The sequence below is a fragment of the Soonwooa sp. T0.1_25 genome (assembly GCF_057652215.1).
Map to the genome: position 1 here is coordinate 277,897 of NZ_JBYFBZ010000003.1, position 15,310 is coordinate 293,206.

Sequence of the window (15,310 nt, forward strand, 5' to 3'; positions counted from 1 at the left end):
CTATGCGATTAATTATCAATTTACTTATTACCGCTGTATCAGCGTTTTTGTTAAGCAAAATTTTGTCAGGCGTACATTTTCAAGATTTCACATCAACGATTATTTTTGCTATCGTTTTAGGGATTCTTAATATGTTGGTTCGTCCAGTTTTAGCGATTTTGTCGTTACCAATTACGATCTTAACTTTAGGACTTTTCTCGTTGGTTATCAATGCTGTTATCATTTTGCTTTGCGATCATTTTATGGATAGTATGACGGTTGATGGCTTTGGATGGGCGTTCTTATTCAGTATTCTATTGTCGATTGTGACGGCTGTTTTCGGAGCTTTATTCTCCAAAGATTAAGTTTTAAAACAATGAAATAATGAAATCCGTGGTTTTTTGCTACGGATTTTTTTTGTTTATAAAATGACTTTCTTCCACGAAATGACGTCTACACCTTTTGAGTAGTGTGTCAAATCTGGTTTTCGGTTGGTAAAGTCAATGTTTCCGAATTTATATTTTGTTTCTAAATTTTTAATTTTAACATCATTAATTTCCCATTCTTTATGATGAATATCGTAACGGATATTTTGTCCGTTATGTCGTAGATACAGGCAATATCGCTCTGTTAACCAAAGATCGAGATTCTTTTTTTGTTTTAGAGGATTTCCTATTTCGTAGGCGATGTGGAGTTTTAGGTCTTTTGAATCGAGTTGAGAGTCATATTGTCCTGGACTTCTTTTCATATTTGCTTTTTGATAAGGAAGTCCCGACAGTTCTTTTGCAACCAAACAAGATAATAGTTTTTGCCCTTCGATATTAATGAAAAAAACGCCCTTTTTACCATCGTTATCGATATAAGTTCTGGTATTAACTTCATCAAAATTTGATAAAAAAGAAAGCGATGGTAACAATCTTGGACGGATTTTTTCCATGCTGAAAGCAACAATAGAAATATAATAATCGCCATCAATTTGGTCTAAATTAAAAGCCTCTGGTACTAACTTTCGCAAGCTTTCATAATCGACTTTCCAATGCAGAAAAATGGCGCGATTCCACTCTTGATAATACTGAAATTGTCCTTCTGGTAAAGGGTATGGACGATGTTGAATGTTTGATAGTAAGGATGTTATGTTACTCAATCGATCAGATTTTTAAGAAGACTTTTTATTGATGAGTAAATATACGGGTAATCCTATCAAGATCAAAGCTAATCCTGGCCAAGTATATTGCGGTTTGTAAACAAATAAAAGTACACAAAAAGAAATACCTATTATTAAATAAACGGCTGGTGTAATAGGGTAGAGCCAAGTTTTGTAACCACGTTCTAGATTGGGTTTTTTAATTCTGAGATAGATAACACCAAAAACGGTTAACATGTAAAATAAAACAATTACAAATGATATCATATCTAACAAATCGCCGTACTGACCGCTAAGACAAAGCAAACTTGCCCAAATCCCTTGCATCCACAGTGAGTTGGCAGGAACATTAAAACGATTATTTTTGATAGCTGCTTTTAAAAATAAACCATCTTTTGCCATCGTCTGGAAAACCCGTGCACCAGCGAGAATAATTCCGTTAACACATCCAAACGTCGAAATCATAACCAAAATTGCCATAATAATTGTCCCTGCAGTTCCGAAGATTTTTTCAGCAGAGGCGACAGCAACACGATCATTAGCTGCAAAAGCGATGTCGTCGCGCGTTAATGTATTAAGATAAACGAGATTAACCAAGAGATACAAAATCATAACAGATGTTGTCCCAATAATCATCGCGCGAACAACATTTTTGCGGGGATTTTCGATTTCGCCAGAGACAAAAGTTACGTTTTCCCAAGCGACAGAACTAAACACGGAACCTACCATTGCTGCCGCAATACCGCCAAGAACTGTTGTACCCGATATTGAAAGCCAACTTGCGGACTCTTTGTGACCATCAATTTCGGTTCCGAAATTTTGGAAAGCTTCCCACCCAAATTTAAAGTTACTCATCAATTGAGAATGTTCAACCAAAATAAATCCTAAAGCAATCAATCCTAAAAGCGCAATAATTTTGGAAGACGTGAAAATATTTTGTAGCATTTTTCCGCTTTGGACGCCTCTCGTATTGATGAAACTTAGCAAAAGTATAATAGCGATTGCAAGAATCTGTATCCAAGTTATTTTAAAACTTCCGCTTTGGAAAAGTGGGGCGGCATCGTTAAGACTTGGGATGAGATAAGCTGTAAACTTTCCAAAAGCAACCGCAACTGCTGCTATGGTTCCGGTTTGGATGACGGTAAAAAGTCCCCAACCATAAAGAAAGCCCATCATTTTTCCGAAAATCTCTGTGATGTAGGTGTATTGTCCACCAGCTTTCGGAAACATAGCAGACAACTCGCCGTAGCTGATTGCAGCGGCAATTGTCATAAGGGCGGTCAACAACCAAACGACAATTAACCAATATCCAGAGCCGAGATTACGCATAATGTCGGAGCTTACAATGAAGATGCCACTCCCGATCATTGATCCCATGACAATCATTGTGGCATCCCAGAGTTTTAGTTTCTTTTCCATAGTTTTATTTGAGTCAAATATATAAAAGTCTACATAAACATTAATTATTTGTTAGAAAGTTTATCTTTTTTATAATCTTCAATGTCTTATGTTGTTAATAATGAATTTTGTTGTAGTCTTCGAAATTTTAAAGATTTCGTAATGTTCTACTGAAGGATATATCCTAAATTTGGGATAGATAAGACAATAATCATGGAGTTAGAATACAAAAACCACGAAAGCCCCATGCTGAAAGATGGTATTAAAAATTATTTAATCGATATCGACGGAACGATAACAGATGATATCCCAAATGAGGAACCTGAAAGAATGTCAACTTGTTTACCTTTTCTTGACGCTTTAGAAACAATTAATAAATGGTACGACGAAGGTCATCAAATTTGCTTTTTCACATCTAGGACCGAGGATCTGAAAGCGATAACTGAAGAATGGCTCAATCGTCATGGTTTTAAATATCACAGTATTCTTTGTGGGAAACCGCGTGGTGGCAACTATCATTGGATCGATAATCATCTTGTGAAAGCAACGCGCTACAAAGGAAAATTTACAGATCTTGTAGAGAAAAATGTGAGCATTCAGGTTTTTAAAGATTAAACTTAAATAATCAACGGCGTAGTATCTCTAGCCCCGATGGAAGCGGCATCCTTTGGGGCGAGGTGAGGCGGCGGAGCGTAGCGCAGCCGTCCGAGACTCGCACCAAAGATAGAGCTGAGAGCGGGATTAGCTCCTAAAAATATTTATCAATTTGACAAAAAAAAGCAATAAAAATCAATGAAAGTATTAGCAAACGATGGTTTGACGCAAAGCGGGATTAATGCACTGATAGCGAAGTCTTACGAAGTGATTACAACAAAAGTTAGACAAGAAGATTTGGCGGATTTTATCAACCGCGAAAACGTGAAAGTGCTTTTGGTACGTAGCGCAACAAAGGTTCGAAAAGATTTGATTGACGCTTGTCCCAATTTGGAAATTATAGGTCGCGGTGGCGTTGGTATGGATAATATCGATGTCGAATATGCACGCGAGAAAGGTGTACATGTGATTAATACGCATGCGGCTTCGTCTGAGTCTGTTGCCGAATTGGTGTTTGCACATCTTTTTGCGGGATGTCGATTTTTACAAGTTTCGAATCGTGCAATGCCAACGGAAGGTCAAACCAATTTTAATGCGCTGAAAAAAGCCTACGAAAAAGGTGTTGAACTTCGTGGTAAAACCATTGGCATTGTCGGGATTGGACGTATTGGACAAGAGGTAGCGAGGATTGCGCTAGGTCTTGGTATGAAGGTTATTGCATCGGATACTAGAATCGGAAAAGCGAGCGTTCGTGTTGATTTTTATAATAAACAATTTATAAATGTCGAGATCGAAACCGAACCATTGGACCAATTAATTTCACACGCCGATTTTATCACACTGCACGTCCCAGCGCAAGATGGCGCGATTATAGGAAAACGTGAAATCGACATGATGAAAAATGGTGCTGCAATTGTTAATTGTGCTCGTGGTGGCGTTGTTGATGAGGTTGCTTTGTTGGAAGCATTGGACTCAGGGAAGTTATCTTTTGCTGGACTTGACGTTTTTGAAAACGAACCAACGCCGTCAGAAAAAGTTTTGCAACATCCAAAAATCTCATTAACGCCACATACCGGCGCCTCAACAGAAGAAGCGCAGGATAGGATAGGGACAAGTCTCGCTGAACAAATATATAGTATTTTTCATGCTAAATAATATTATGAAAACTCAGCCATTTCGGCTGAGTTTTTTTTTTCAGAATGGGATAATTGCTTATTTTTGAGGCATGAAAAGAAAGGTTTTAATCATCTACACAGGTGGAACGATTGGGATGGAGAAAGATTATGCGACGGGAAGTCTTGTTCCTTTTGATTTTTCAAATATTTTTAAACGTATGCCCGAAATGAACCTTATGGAATGTGAGGTTTCGGTAAAGTCTTTTGACTCCCCCGTAGATTCTTCGGATATGGGACCAAAACAATGGCAAGGCATTGCAAAAATTGTTCAAGATAATTATGAAGCTTTTGATGGTTTTGTGATTCTTCACGGGACAGATACGATGTCGTATACGGCTTCTGCTTTGAGTTTTATGCTTAAAAATCTTGGAAAGCCTGTTGTGCTAACGGGTTCTCAATTACCAATTGGTGATTTGAGGACAGATGCTAAAGAAAACCTTTTGACAAGTCTTTACTACGCGAGTCTTTACGAAAATGAGGAAGCGGTTATACAAGAAGTGACTTTGTATTTTGAATACAAATTGTTGCGTGGCAACAGAAGTTTAAAATTCTCGGCAGAGTATTTTGACGCTTACCAAAGTCCAAATTATTCTATTCTTGGGCAATCTGGCGTTCATTTAAATATTGATAAGGACAGTCTTCTAAAACCAAAATCTACCAATTTTGAAATCGATTTACATCTTGACGAAAATGTTTTATTTTGGAGAATTTTCCCAGGAATGAACTTCGATTTTTTGTTAGAAGTAACTTCTGTTAAGGTTATTATTCTTCAAGTATTTGGATCAGGAACCATTTTTAACAACGAAAAAACAGAACGTGTCTTAAGAGAGCTTCGTCACCGTAAAGTTGAGATTATTGTTATCAGTCAATGCGTGTCAGGCGGTATTAGTTTTGGGAAGTACAGCAATAGTAATATTTTTAGACAAGTTGGCGCTATTAATGGAAAAGATATGACCGCTGAAGCTGCGATTACAAAGTCTATGCACTTGCTAAATAATCCTAGATACAAAGCTAATTTTGCAGAATTGTTCGATGAAGATATTTGTGGCGAAGTCACGAAAGATTTTCACTAATATTAGGTGAAATCAAATATTTAACTATATTTGCAGACTTAAAAAAGAGAGGTGTCCGAGTGGTTGAAGGAGCTAGCCTGGAAAGTTAGTATGCGGGTAACTGTATCGAGGGTTCGAATCCCTTCCTCTCTGCTTATAAAACCGCTACAATAGCGGTTTTTCTTGTTTTTATACTCTTTCTGATTTTATTTTCTATCTTTGAAAAATAACCATAAAAGGACTATAAAAAGATATAATTTTTCACACTTTTTTCACACTAATTATTTTATTCTAAACTTTTTGTTGCCAGTGTTTAAGCGATTTTTTAATTTCTGAAACTTCGTAATCATTAAGTTTTGCTCAACTTTATATTTGTGTTCTAGTTGATATGGAATCCAAGCTGTTATTTTTGATTTTACAAAATTTTTCTCATTTTTTTGAATAAACGATAATTTTAAAGGTTTGGCGTCCAATTCATCCGAAGCTTCGTAATAGGTTAAATAAAACTCAGGACTTTTATTTTTGTCTACATCTTCAACAACGCAATAATCCAATAAATAAGAAGGTTCTGAAAGTGGTCCAGCAAAATCTTTAAAAATGATAAGCTCCGAAATTCCACCGTGATCTTAAATGTAGAGTCCGGCGTAAGGATCTTTTGGATTTTCTGTTAAATAAGATTCACTTTTAGATTTAGCTTCATTAAAATAAAATAAGTAGCTTCCTTCTTTTTCCGCAAAATAATTGAGAACTAAGACTGGATCGCCCTTCCATGGATTTCCTAAATCATCCAAAAGATTGATATAAATGGGTTGCCTGGGTAAAATTCTTTGGATTTTGTCTTGTCCAAAACTGAAACTTGAGATAAATGTTAAAACTATAAGAAAATGATTTTTCATTGTGTTTGCGTAAAATTATTTATTAAAAAATAACATTATTTTTTGTTATTTCTATTATGCATCCGAAAGCTGAACTGATGTAAAGTTCTTATTTAATCAAAGGATTTTATATGAATTCATAAAAAAAAATAATATTATTGTGAAAGCGTTTTCGTCGGTATTTGAAGTTTAACATTAGTGAAACTATTAAATGAAACAGAAAATGATATTTTAATAATTTTAAGCAATGCAAGATTTTTTTCTATTCTTTTTTACTCGAATGTAAATATTTTCCAATCCAAAAACCAAACAACGGAAATAGGAATGCGCAAAAAAAAAGAATATTATTGGCAATATATCATTGATATTTTCAAGAAGTTCAAGAAAAGGATAGAGGTATAAGTTTATTTAGTAATGTACCAAAATAATAAGATATGAATCGGAACTTCCTCCTAAAAAGTTGAAGTGAGCGCCAAGCACTTCTATCGCAATTATACTAGCTAGATCTGTAAACTCCCCATTTTCAGTACACTTTAAAAGTAGAATTTTTTCTTGATTTTTTACTGCTGTTGTTGTCGGATGTAAAAAAGTGGGCAGGAAAAGTGCTGGCCTTAGCCTGGGCTTGCTGTCCATTTTTCAACATCACCGGCGATAAACCAGCCAATGAGTCATGGGGGCGGTCGTAATTGTAATCTCTTACCCATTCCTGAGTAACACTTCTTACTTCATCCAAACTTTCAAAAATATATGCATCCAGGATCTGATTCCTGTAGGTTTTGTTCAAGCGTTCAATGTAGGCATTCTGTGTAGGTTTCCCCGGTTGGATATATGCAAAGTTGATCTCATTTACCCTGCTCCAGACTTCCGCAGTATTTACTATAAACTCCGGTCCATTATCCATGCGTATTTTCTCGGGCTTGCCGTAGCGGTTCACCAGATGGTTCAGTATCCAGATTACCCGCGAACTTTTCAAACTGTAATCTGCCTCAATGTGAAGGATTTCCCTGTTGTAATTATCAATCCCATTAAAACTGCGAAACTTTCTGCCACTGGCAAGTACATCGCTCATAAAATTTTTACTCCACGTGTGAGTAAAGGATGCCGGTACTTCCAATGGCGCTTTTACTCTGGCAGGTAAACGTTTCTTAACCTTGCGTCGCAAAGGAAGTTTCATTTCCTTATAAATTCTGTGCAGCCGCTTATGATTGATTTTTTTGCCACGGTTGCGCAGGCGGTAATAGTATTTCCAGAATCCTTCCCGAGGATGGCTCTGGGTAAGCTGTTCAAGCTCCATCATCACCGTAGAATCATCTCTCAGTGAGCGGTAATGAAAACTGCTTCTGCTTAATTTAAGTACACGTAAAGCCTTGCCGGAATCCTTAGGACGGAGCTCATGGATCTCCATGACAATCTCCCGTTTCCGACAAGGCTTTAGAGCTTTTTTTATTCAGAAATAATTAATGCTTTCTAAATGACTTCATGATTTAGCTTCGCTAAGTTCGATAATGTATTTTGCAACGTCAAGTTCCATCGCGAGGTTTGCGTACATCCGCTTGAGTCGGGCATTTTCTTCTTCCAGCTCTTTCACCCGTTTGAGTTCACTGGCTTCCATGCCATTGTACTTCTGGCGCCACTTATATAAAGTTGCTGTGCTGATGCCATTTTCCCTTGCCAATTCCTCGGCACTGCGGCCGCCGGCAAACTCCTTTAAAAACACCTGCAATCTTTGCAGGACTGAATGTGCTCTTTTTCATTGTCTTAATTACGATTTAAAGTTAATTATTTTATACTTTTAAACCGTACTGTTTTCGGGGGAGCTTACATACACAAGAAGTTATTGATTTCATTTGCGAGTTAGTAAAAATAGGTAAGAAAACTAAACAACAAATAATTACAGAATATAATATACCTAAAACAACCTTGTACAAATGGATCAGTAAACATCAAAAGTAAGTCAACTGCCTAATTATCATCGTATTTATAGTGATATGATTGCGATGAAATATCCTGATAAAGTAGAGGAATTTACAACAATATTATTTTCGAAAAAGAAAATATCTTATATGATGTTATTGCTATCAATAAGAAGTTGTTTGGTAATAATCTAGATATATCAAACCAGAAATTACGGCCTTATTCAAAAAAAGATATTTAAAAAATTCTTAACTTTCAGATTTCTAGGGGGCTTAATAACTCCGAAATCGCTAAATATTTCAAGATAAGACGAAATTCGATTGCAAAGTGGAAGAAAATATTTCAAAATAAATAATATTTAAAATATACCGAAAAGTAGGTATTGTTTTTAGTTTTAGTTACTATTATTTTTACAATATAAACATTAGATTAGAGCTAATTGATATAATTTTATTTATTTTTTTTAACCAAAAACACTTACCATGAATTCCGTACAACATTTGGAGTTGCAAGAGTCAAAATTGCAGCTTCAGCTTCAGCTAAAAATCCAAAATTTTATCGATGACTATATTATGGAGTTTATCCATGTTTTGGATTGTTTTAAAGAGCGCCAATTGCCATATCGGGTAATGTCTATAGATAAGATACCAAGTCAGTGGCGCTGGCCTCTTAGAGAATTTTTTATGTCATCTAGACTTAAGGATTATCAATTTTATTATGCCATTTTGATGGATAATAATCGGCTTATGGATATTTGTTTTAGTAAGTATCCTTCACTTAATCCTATTAAGTATATTCCAGATTTTCATGATTACATTCCCAAAGAAAAACGATGCAATCGTACAATTTTGGAACGATTGATTAGTCAAAAAGAACTTGAAAATCAGAAAATTTTTCTCTATTTTATCAAATATTCAATTTTGCTTGAGGCAAATTTATTTGATATTTTAAAGTTAGATTCTGAAGAAGTTTTTAATGTTATTGACGGTGATGTTTTAATTTTTCCAGAGCAACAAGAGTGGTTATTATCTTACTCATCAAATGAAGAATGGTACTTTGTGTAAGGCTACCATAGTTTTTTTAGGGTTAACAAAAGGCTGTTTTCGTAACAGCCTTTATTAATTTAGTTTAGAGAAATTTTACCAATAATTATATATCAAATTATTCAGAATTTCATAATTTTCGATTTGAATTTTATAGCGAATTTCATTATCGAGTTGTGACAACATTTCGATAGTATTTCGGTATTTTACTCTCGAGTTCCAAATATTGCTCTATGAAAAAGATTTAGAGTTAATTTTTATAAAAATCTTATTTAATTCAATTCTTTTTGTATTTTGAAAATACAACTCCACATTTGGAGTTTGTACTAATACTTTATAGTTATCAAAGACATGAAAATTAAACACAACAGTTTCGTTATTTCGAATTTTCTGATTGTAATTTTTAAACTGACATTTTACAATGTTTTGACAACGAAATCAAAAGAATCTAACTTGCCTCTAACCAAGCTTACAGCTATATTCTGAGAATCTTTAAAATTAATCGATAGATATTGTAAGATTTTCAAAAAGAAGTTATGCTCATGTAGTCAATAAATTTTTCATTCTTTTTGCCCCAAATAGTAGCGTCATAAATTTTCATTTGATCAGTAGTGAAAATGTAGATTTTAACTACTATGTAAATGGGAATTATTATTATGATAAACAGTAAATAGATTATACCAAGTGTTATAAATGGCAAAATGAGTCTGCCATAATATGTGCTAAAAGAGATAATAGCTGCACCAAAAATAATTAAAGAAAATATTTTCAGCAAAAATAAAAATTCGACTTCGGGTTTATCAAATTTTAACGTTATAAATCTTTTTGTTTTCAGCATAATAGAAAAATGTTTACTTTTTTCTTCAAACAAAAAAGAAGCTCATATAAAACGAACCTCTTTAATTTTTATTTCTCTAATTTCCAATTTTTTGAGTAAAGCATAATTACCAAACCGGCAATCATAAAAGGAATACTTAAAACTTGTCCCGTATTCAAACCAGCGAATTGGATAAACTCGTCGCCTTGTGGTTCTTTCAGGAATTCTACAAGGAATCTTATTGCCCAAAGGATGATGAAGAACAATCCGAAAAGCCAACCTTGTTGATATTTTTTATCTGTTTTTCTGTATAAAAACCAAAGCAGAACAAATAACAATACATAACCAACAGCTTCAAAAAGTTGTGTCGGATAACGAGGAATTGTCACACCATATTCTGAGCTTTGTTGCGGAAATAACAAAGCATAAGGTGATTTTGGATCAACAGGTTTTCCGATAATTTCAGAATTAAAAAAGTTACCCATTCTAACAAAAGCGCCACCAAGAGCAACTACAATTCCTAGTCTATCGTATACCCAAAACGGATTTTTCTTGATTACTTTAAAGCTATAATAAAGTGTTGTAAAGATTAAAGCGATGGTTGCGCCGTGACTTGCAAGCCCCGAAAACCCCGTGAAATGTAATCCTCCTTTTGTCGAAATCGGTAAGAAAACACTTAAGAAATCTTCTTTGAAAAGTTCGGGTTGATAAAAAATAACGTGCCCCAAACGCGCACCCAGAATGGTTCCAACCAAAGTCCAAGTGAATAATGGATCCAAAAACTTCTCGTCAACATTATCGATTTTGAAGATTTTTTTCATTAAAATATAACCGAATCCAAAAGCAAAAACGAACATTAAACTATAAAAATGTAGCGTACCAAAACCTAAGTTGATGCCAGTAGCTGGATCCCAAATTTTGAAATCTGTTTTTAAGGATACTGCATCATTATATTTAATCATATCACTTTGATTAACTGCGTGATACATGTATTTTACATTTTGGATGTCATTAATATTAACCGCGTTATCTATTAATTTGAAATCATTAGTTAAAAATTGATAATTGTGATTTTTATAATTAGCAAATGTCGAAAGTATAAATGCTTCGTAATCAGCATTTATCGGCTCTTTATTATCTTTATTAACAATAATTAAAGAATTTTTTGCTCGTGTTTCGTTCGAGTAGGCACTGAAAGTATTTCCATTGACGGTTGCAAAAATCTCAACCGGAACATTTTTCCCTTGGATGTCAAGTTGTGCAGACGTGGTTTTGATGTCAGAAGTTTGAGCCATTAATAATTGGAAAAAACCAACTACTAAAGTGAAGTACAAGCTAAATAATTTTTGTTGCATTTAGTATATTTTAATGTTCATGTTTTGGCGGTACAGGATCATATCCTTCGCCGCCCCAAGGATGGCAAGACAAGATTCGCTTTATCGATAACCAACTACCTTTGAAGATCCCGTGGACTTGCAAAGCTTCGACAGTATAGTGCGAACAAGTTGGCTCGTAACGACAATTTTTACCCAACCAAGGCGATATTGCAAGTTGATAAAACTTGATCAACGCTACCAACGGAAAAGTAATAATCTTGTTAAACATCCTTTTGTTAAAGCTACAAAAATAAAGGATTTTTATTTTAAAATAGATTTTTTGCTGTTAAAGATTAGCTAACATAACTTCTAAAAGTTAAGTTAACTCGTGGCGCAAATATTTTTTTGGTCGGAGGAAGACGATGTAGCCAATGTTGTTGGGTTTCATCTTTCATAATGAGAAGACTTCCAGATTCTAAAGTTAAAGAAACAACCTCGCCAGAAGCCTTATGTTTAAAAGAAAATTTGCGTTCTGCTCCAAAACTTATCGATGCAATGGCGCCATTTTTTTTCAAAGCTTTTTCAGAATCGCTGTGCCAAGCCATGCCTTCGTTGCCATCATGATAAAGATTGAGAAGGCAAGAATTAAAATTTTCGGATGTTAAATTTTCAATTTTCTTTTTGATATCTAAAAGTTCTGGCGTCCAAGATTTTGCAATTTTCGTCCTTTTAGAATAAGTGTAAGCGTAGTCGTCATCGCCGTACCAAGCTACTTTCCGTTTGGTGGTGATGAGTTTTCCGTAGATTAAAGCCTCATCATTTTGCCAGTCGATGTTATTAAATAAATTTGAATAATAAAATTCAGTTTCTTCGTTGCTAAACACTTTTCCAAAATAAAGAACCGTTCCGTCAAAAGGCAGAAGATTTTTGCTAGAATCAAATTCGTCAGGGAATAATGACAACATGTTTTAGAATTTAGTTTAAAAACGAAAAAAAGAAGAAATTTAGTTTTTAAAAATTAGTGTTTCTCGTAATCTTCAATAACTTTTAACGCAGTATTTTCGTTCTGGATAATATCGTTAAGTATCATTTTAAAAGTGATTTTTGTATTCTTCTCTGTCGAATTAATATTATTGTAAGCATAACTCATGAGAAAATCATTTTTTTCTTTTAGAATGTCCTTGATTTCTTCAATTTTCGAAAGCGAATTAATCTTCTTGTAGTCCACCAAATCAATTTTGGTGGTTGATGCTGTTTTCCAAGCATTGGTTTTAAGTTGCGGTGAATAAAAACCGCCTGCCTTAATCACGATATTAAGGATGTTGACATCTTTACGATCGGCGTAATATTGTAAAGTATCCATTAATTTCTGTTGCCTAGGAATGGTTGTTATAATATTGTCTTTAGAATCTTTAAGTTCTTTATTAACCGTCACAAAAACTTGGTCAATATAGGCTTTGTCTTTACGCTCAGAATTCCAATTTTCAATAAAAAGCGCAATTAAAATACCTGCGACAACAGGAATAATTTCTTTAATAAATTGAATGCTATACTTTTTTAAATTTTCCTTCATTAGGTCAAGATTTAGCAAGATTTTAAGTCAAAAAAATAAAATTTAATCAAACACCAAATTATTTTGGATGGCTAAAGATTTTAATTCCGTTTCTGTCCATTCTTTTTTAGGATCGCTTTTCTCTGTAATTCCGCCGCCAACGTACAAAATAGCATAACTTTTAAAAAATTCTGCGCATCTCAAATTCACGAAATAATAGATTTCTTCCTCGGTTTCAACTTTAATAAAACCAGAATAAAACTCGCGACTGTTAAACTCAATAATTTTGATGCCTTGCATGCAAACATCTTTCGGGAAGCCACAAACGGCAGGCGTTGGATGTAATTCTTTTATTAAATTTTCTAAATCTTGAGGATAAACTGTCGCCTTAAAATCCGTTCTCAAATGTTTGATATTCCCAGAAATATGATCCTGAACTTTGGAAACGCTGATATCGACTGCAAAACGTTTTAACACCGAATGAACATAGTCTGTAACAGGTTTTTGTTCTTCAATTTCTTTGTCTGTCCAAGCTTCGTCGAGAGGAAGCGTCGCCGCAAGACTCATGGTTTCGAATGCGTTGGTCTTCTTGTTATATTTGCCCAAAACCTCCGAAAAACCGCCCATCCAACATTGTCCATCTTTCTCAAAAAGGTAACAAAAAGCCGTTGGATAATTATCGCAAAACTGCAGAAAACTCTTTCCTAAAGCCAGTTTTTTGTCGTGTGAAATATCCGTATACATCAAGATTTTTCCACGAGAGATCACCAACTTTTTTAGTTGATTGGCTTTGATGTAGTCAATCGCTTGTAGAACTTTGCGAGAGTAGGTGTCTTCGGTGTCTTTATAAAGTTCGATACGCTCTTTTTTTGACTTCGGGACATAATCTTCTTCGGCTATTTCTTCTGCAGAAATTTCGATAAGATTTCCTTTAAAATCAATTTCTTTTTTTCGGTCAAAACTTACAAAATTGACATTGACTTCCGATGCATCATCATCGGTTGTGTAAAACTTTTCTCCCTCAGGAAATCGAAAGTACAACATAATTATTTGCGGATTACGATGTTAGTCATCGTGGTATGGTTAAGAAGTTCACCTTTTTCGTTACGGATTTCGATTTCAGAATAATGCAAAGTTGCACCTTTTCTGATGAATCTTGCAGTACCCGTTACGATGCCTTTTGTAGCACTTTTTAGGTGGTTAGAGTTGATGTTAGTCCCAACAGCATAGTATTTGTCCAAATCCAAAGCCGATACAGAAAGTGTTGAGCCAAGACTTTCTGCCAACACGCAACTTGCGCCGCCGTGCATAAGTCCCATTGGTTGGTGTACTTTCCAAGTTACGGGCATTGTTGCTGTTAAGCTATCTTCGGTAATGTCTGTAAAAGTAATGTCTAGAACTTCTAATATTGTATGTTTGCACCATTCGTTAAGGTGCTTCAGTTTTGCTTCTTTCGTCGCTTGATCCATTTTAATAAAAACTTAAATTAATAGATTTTAGGATTCCAATTTTCAGGAACTCGAGGTGTAATTTTTTTTAGATAGTTTTGGATTTCTTCCATAACGTCTTCATACGAACGTGACACCAAATCTTCGTAGCTAATTTTGTACCCTAAATACAGCGTTTTGGTAGTAAAATCTCCTGTTGCAATTACCAAAGGCACTTTAGCTTCTAATGCCATGTGATAAAAACCTTTGCGCCACTTTTCGACACGAGATCGTGTGCCTTCTGGCGTTATCACCAAGCTGAAGCTCTCTTTTTTGAATTGATCAGCAACAAATTGTACTAAGTTATTTTTTTGTGATCTATCAATACCAATACCGCCAAGCCACTTTACAACGAAACCATACCAAGCTTTGGTATGTGCATCTTTGATGATGATTTTTAGAGGTTTTTGTAATTTCCAATATGCGAAGTTACCCAAGATAAACTCGATGTTATGGGTGTGAGGCGCCACAACCAAAACGCAACGGTCAAGATTGTCAACGTCGCCGTCTAACACAATCTTCCAGCCCATTAGTTTTAGCATCAAGCTTCCTATCAGTTTTTTCATAACTTTATATATGTGACAAAAAAAGTATAACCAATATGGCCATACTTTACAAAGCTACATAAAAATTAGCGTTATATTTTGATAAAATATTTATTTTATTTCCGTATATTTTTGCTAATAATACTTACGGAATAACCTTCTGTTTCTAAAAATTTTAGAATAAGTTAGATACGAAATCTACAACTTTGATAGCGAATTCTATGACGATCTGGATCATGAGATTTGGTTTTTATAGTTAACAAAATTAATGTTTATTTTTAAGATAAAGCTTTTTAGATTATTAATATTTTCATAAAATATGTGAATTTCATTATTTAGCTAAATTTCGGAGCTTTATCACGCTCTCTTTAGACGAATCTATTTTTAATAACTTAATCTGTTTTGGTACTTGTCCTAGA

General features: G+C 34.5%; 18 protein-coding genes and 1 tRNA gene. 6 read left to right on the forward strand and 13 right to left on the reverse strand.

The window, feature by feature from the left end; all coding sequences use genetic code 11:
* Positions 1-2 precede the first annotated feature (2 nt).
* The gene (locus AC23MB_RS06460) at positions 3-344 is read left to right on the forward strand and encodes a phage holin family protein (protein WP_374329792.1); all 342 of its coding nucleotides are present in this window, start codon (positions 3-5) and stop codon (positions 342-344) included.
* Positions 345-400: 56 nt separating this feature from the next.
* Here AC23MB_RS06460 and AC23MB_RS06465 read toward each other — a convergent pair whose 3' ends face one another.
* Together AC23MB_RS06465 and AC23MB_RS06470 are read right to left on the reverse strand one after the other, a co-directional pair.
* Positions 401-1,123, reverse strand: a complete 723-nt coding sequence (locus AC23MB_RS06465) for a YqjF family protein (protein ID WP_487786802.1) — start codon at positions 1,121-1,123, stop codon at positions 401-403.
* A gap of 12 nt (positions 1,124-1,135) precedes the next feature.
* Positions 1,136-2,542: an APC family permease gene (locus AC23MB_RS06470; protein ID WP_487786803.1), complete on the reverse strand. Its 1,407-nt coding sequence runs from the start codon at positions 2,540-2,542 to the stop codon at positions 1,136-1,138.
* A 192-nt stretch (positions 2,543-2,734) separates the two neighbouring features.
* Between AC23MB_RS06470 and AC23MB_RS06475 the strand changes: the two genes are divergently transcribed.
* From AC23MB_RS06475 to AC23MB_RS06490, 4 genes are all read left to right on the forward strand, one after another.
* A complete protein-coding gene (locus AC23MB_RS06475) occupies positions 2,735-3,136 on the forward strand; it encodes an LNS2 domain-containing protein (protein WP_313215672.1) in 402 nt (133 codons plus the stop codon).
* 177 nt (positions 3,137-3,313) lie between these two features.
* A complete protein-coding gene (locus tag AC23MB_RS06480) occupies positions 3,314-4,270 on the forward strand; it encodes a D-2-hydroxyacid dehydrogenase (RefSeq protein WP_487786804.1) in 957 nt (318 codons plus the stop codon).
* Between the two features lie 70 nt (positions 4,271-4,340).
* Positions 4,341-5,363 carry an asparaginase gene (locus AC23MB_RS06485; RefSeq protein WP_313031950.1) on the forward strand — a complete coding sequence of 341 codons (1,023 nt, stop codon included), beginning with the start codon at positions 4,341-4,343 and terminating at the stop codon, positions 5,361-5,363.
* A 45-nt stretch (positions 5,364-5,408) separates the two neighbouring features.
* Positions 5,409-5,495, forward strand: a tRNA-Ser gene (locus tag AC23MB_RS06490).
* Positions 5,496-5,623: 128 nt separating this feature from the next.
* On the opposite strand, the gene AC23MB_RS06495 is transcribed toward AC23MB_RS06490, so the two are convergent.
* The 4 genes from AC23MB_RS06495 to AC23MB_RS06510 form a co-directional block, all read right to left on the reverse strand.
* On the reverse strand, positions 5,624-5,896 hold the full coding sequence (locus tag AC23MB_RS06495) for a hypothetical protein (protein WP_487786805.1): 273 nt from the start codon (positions 5,894-5,896) through the stop codon (positions 5,624-5,626).
* Between the two features lie 72 nt (positions 5,897-5,968).
* A complete protein-coding gene (locus tag AC23MB_RS06500; protein ID WP_487786806.1) occupies positions 5,969-6,238 on the reverse strand; it encodes a hypothetical protein in 270 nt (89 codons plus the stop codon).
* 502 nt (positions 6,239-6,740) lie between these two features.
* The gene (locus tag AC23MB_RS06505) at positions 6,741-7,664 is read right to left on the reverse strand and encodes an IS3 family transposase (protein ID WP_487786835.1); all 924 of its coding nucleotides are present in this window, start codon (positions 7,662-7,664) and stop codon (positions 6,741-6,743) included.
* A 30-nt stretch (positions 7,665-7,694) separates the two neighbouring features.
* Complete coding sequence (locus AC23MB_RS06510; protein ID WP_487786836.1) at positions 7,695-7,949, reverse strand: transposase; 255 nt, start codon at positions 7,947-7,949, stop codon at positions 7,695-7,697.
* A gap of 664 nt (positions 7,950-8,613) precedes the next feature.
* Here AC23MB_RS06510 and AC23MB_RS06515 point away from each other — a divergent pair.
* A complete protein-coding gene (locus AC23MB_RS06515) occupies positions 8,614-9,195 on the forward strand; it encodes a hypothetical protein (RefSeq protein ID WP_312323510.1) in 582 nt (193 codons plus the stop codon).
* An 885-nt stretch (positions 9,196-10,080) separates the two neighbouring features.
* Here AC23MB_RS06515 and lgt read toward each other — a convergent pair.
* The 7 genes from lgt to AC23MB_RS06550 form a co-directional block, all read right to left on the reverse strand.
* Positions 10,081-10,953 (reverse strand): prolipoprotein diacylglyceryl transferase, encoded by an 873-nt coding sequence (gene lgt / locus AC23MB_RS06520; RefSeq protein WP_487786837.1) that lies wholly within the window; start codon positions 10,951-10,953, stop codon positions 10,081-10,083.
* Positions 10,954-11,356: 403 nt separating this feature from the next.
* Entirely contained in the window at positions 11,357-11,596 is a 240-nt protein-coding gene (yidD, locus tag AC23MB_RS06525; protein WP_079665553.1) for a membrane protein insertion efficiency factor YidD, read from the reverse strand.
* Between the two features lie 64 nt (positions 11,597-11,660).
* On the reverse strand, positions 11,661-12,272 hold the full coding sequence (locus tag AC23MB_RS06530; protein WP_487786807.1) for an alpha-ketoglutarate-dependent dioxygenase AlkB family protein: 612 nt from the start codon (positions 12,270-12,272) through the stop codon (positions 11,661-11,663).
* Positions 12,273-12,325: 53 nt separating this feature from the next.
* Positions 12,326-12,880, reverse strand: coding sequence for a hypothetical protein (locus AC23MB_RS06535; RefSeq protein WP_487786808.1), 555 nt, complete (start codon positions 12,878-12,880; stop codon positions 12,326-12,328).
* A gap of 42 nt (positions 12,881-12,922) precedes the next feature.
* On the reverse strand, positions 12,923-13,903 hold the full coding sequence (locus AC23MB_RS06540; RefSeq protein WP_079665556.1) for a chorismate-binding protein: 981 nt from the start codon (positions 13,901-13,903) through the stop codon (positions 12,923-12,925).
* A gap of 2 nt (positions 13,904-13,905) precedes the next feature.
* The gene (locus AC23MB_RS06545) at positions 13,906-14,328 is read right to left on the reverse strand and encodes a PaaI family thioesterase (RefSeq protein ID WP_487786809.1); all 423 of its coding nucleotides are present in this window, start codon (positions 14,326-14,328) and stop codon (positions 13,906-13,908) included.
* 17 nt (positions 14,329-14,345) lie between these two features.
* On the reverse strand, positions 14,346-14,912 hold the full coding sequence (locus tag AC23MB_RS06550) for a 1-acyl-sn-glycerol-3-phosphate acyltransferase (RefSeq protein WP_487786810.1): 567 nt from the start codon (positions 14,910-14,912) through the stop codon (positions 14,346-14,348).
* Positions 14,913-15,310 lie beyond the last annotated feature (398 nt).

Bases quoted from the DNA above. Each gene is read 5' to 3' on its own strand.
- AC23MB_RS06460 (WP_374329792.1), top strand. From the start codon at position 3: ATGCGATTAATTATCAATTTACTTATTACCGCTGTATCAGCGTTTTTG.
- AC23MB_RS06470 (WP_487786803.1), bottom strand. From the start codon at position 2,542: ATGGAAAAGAAACTAAAACTCTGGGATGCCACAATGATTGTCATGGGA.
- AC23MB_RS06475 (WP_313215672.1), top strand. From the start codon at position 2,735: ATGGAGTTAGAATACAAAAACCACGAAAGCCCCATGCTGAAAGATGGT.
- AC23MB_RS06480 (WP_487786804.1), top strand. From the start codon at position 3,314: ATGAAAGTATTAGCAAACGATGGTTTGACGCAAAGCGGGATTAATGCA.
- AC23MB_RS06485 (WP_313031950.1), top strand. From the start codon at position 4,341: ATGAAAAGAAAGGTTTTAATCATCTACACAGGTGGAACGATTGGGATG.
- AC23MB_RS06500 (WP_487786806.1), bottom strand. From the start codon at position 6,238: ATGAAAAATCATTTTCTTATAGTTTTAACATTTATCTCAAGTTTCAGT.
- AC23MB_RS06515 (WP_312323510.1), top strand. From the start codon at position 8,614: ATGAATTCCGTACAACATTTGGAGTTGCAAGAGTCAAAATTGCAGCTT.
- lgt (WP_487786837.1), bottom strand. From the start codon at position 10,953: ATGATTAAATATAATGATGCAGTATCCTTAAAAACAGATTTCAAAATT.
- yidD (WP_079665553.1), bottom strand. From the start codon at position 11,596: ATGTTTAACAAGATTATTACTTTTCCGTTGGTAGCGTTGATCAAGTTT.
- AC23MB_RS06530 (WP_487786807.1), bottom strand. From the start codon at position 12,272: ATGTTGTCATTATTCCCTGACGAATTTGATTCTAGCAAAAATCTTCTG.
- AC23MB_RS06535 (WP_487786808.1), bottom strand. From the start codon at position 12,880: ATGAAGGAAAATTTAAAAAAGTATAGCATTCAATTTATTAAAGAAATT.
- AC23MB_RS06540 (WP_079665556.1), bottom strand. From the start codon at position 13,903: ATGTTGTACTTTCGATTTCCTGAGGGAGAAAAGTTTTACACAACCGAT.
- AC23MB_RS06545 (WP_487786809.1), bottom strand. From the start codon at position 14,328: ATGGATCAAGCGACGAAAGAAGCAAAACTGAAGCACCTTAACGAATGG.
- AC23MB_RS06550 (WP_487786810.1), bottom strand. From the start codon at position 14,912: ATGAAAAAACTGATAGGAAGCTTGATGCTAAAACTAATGGGCTGGAAG.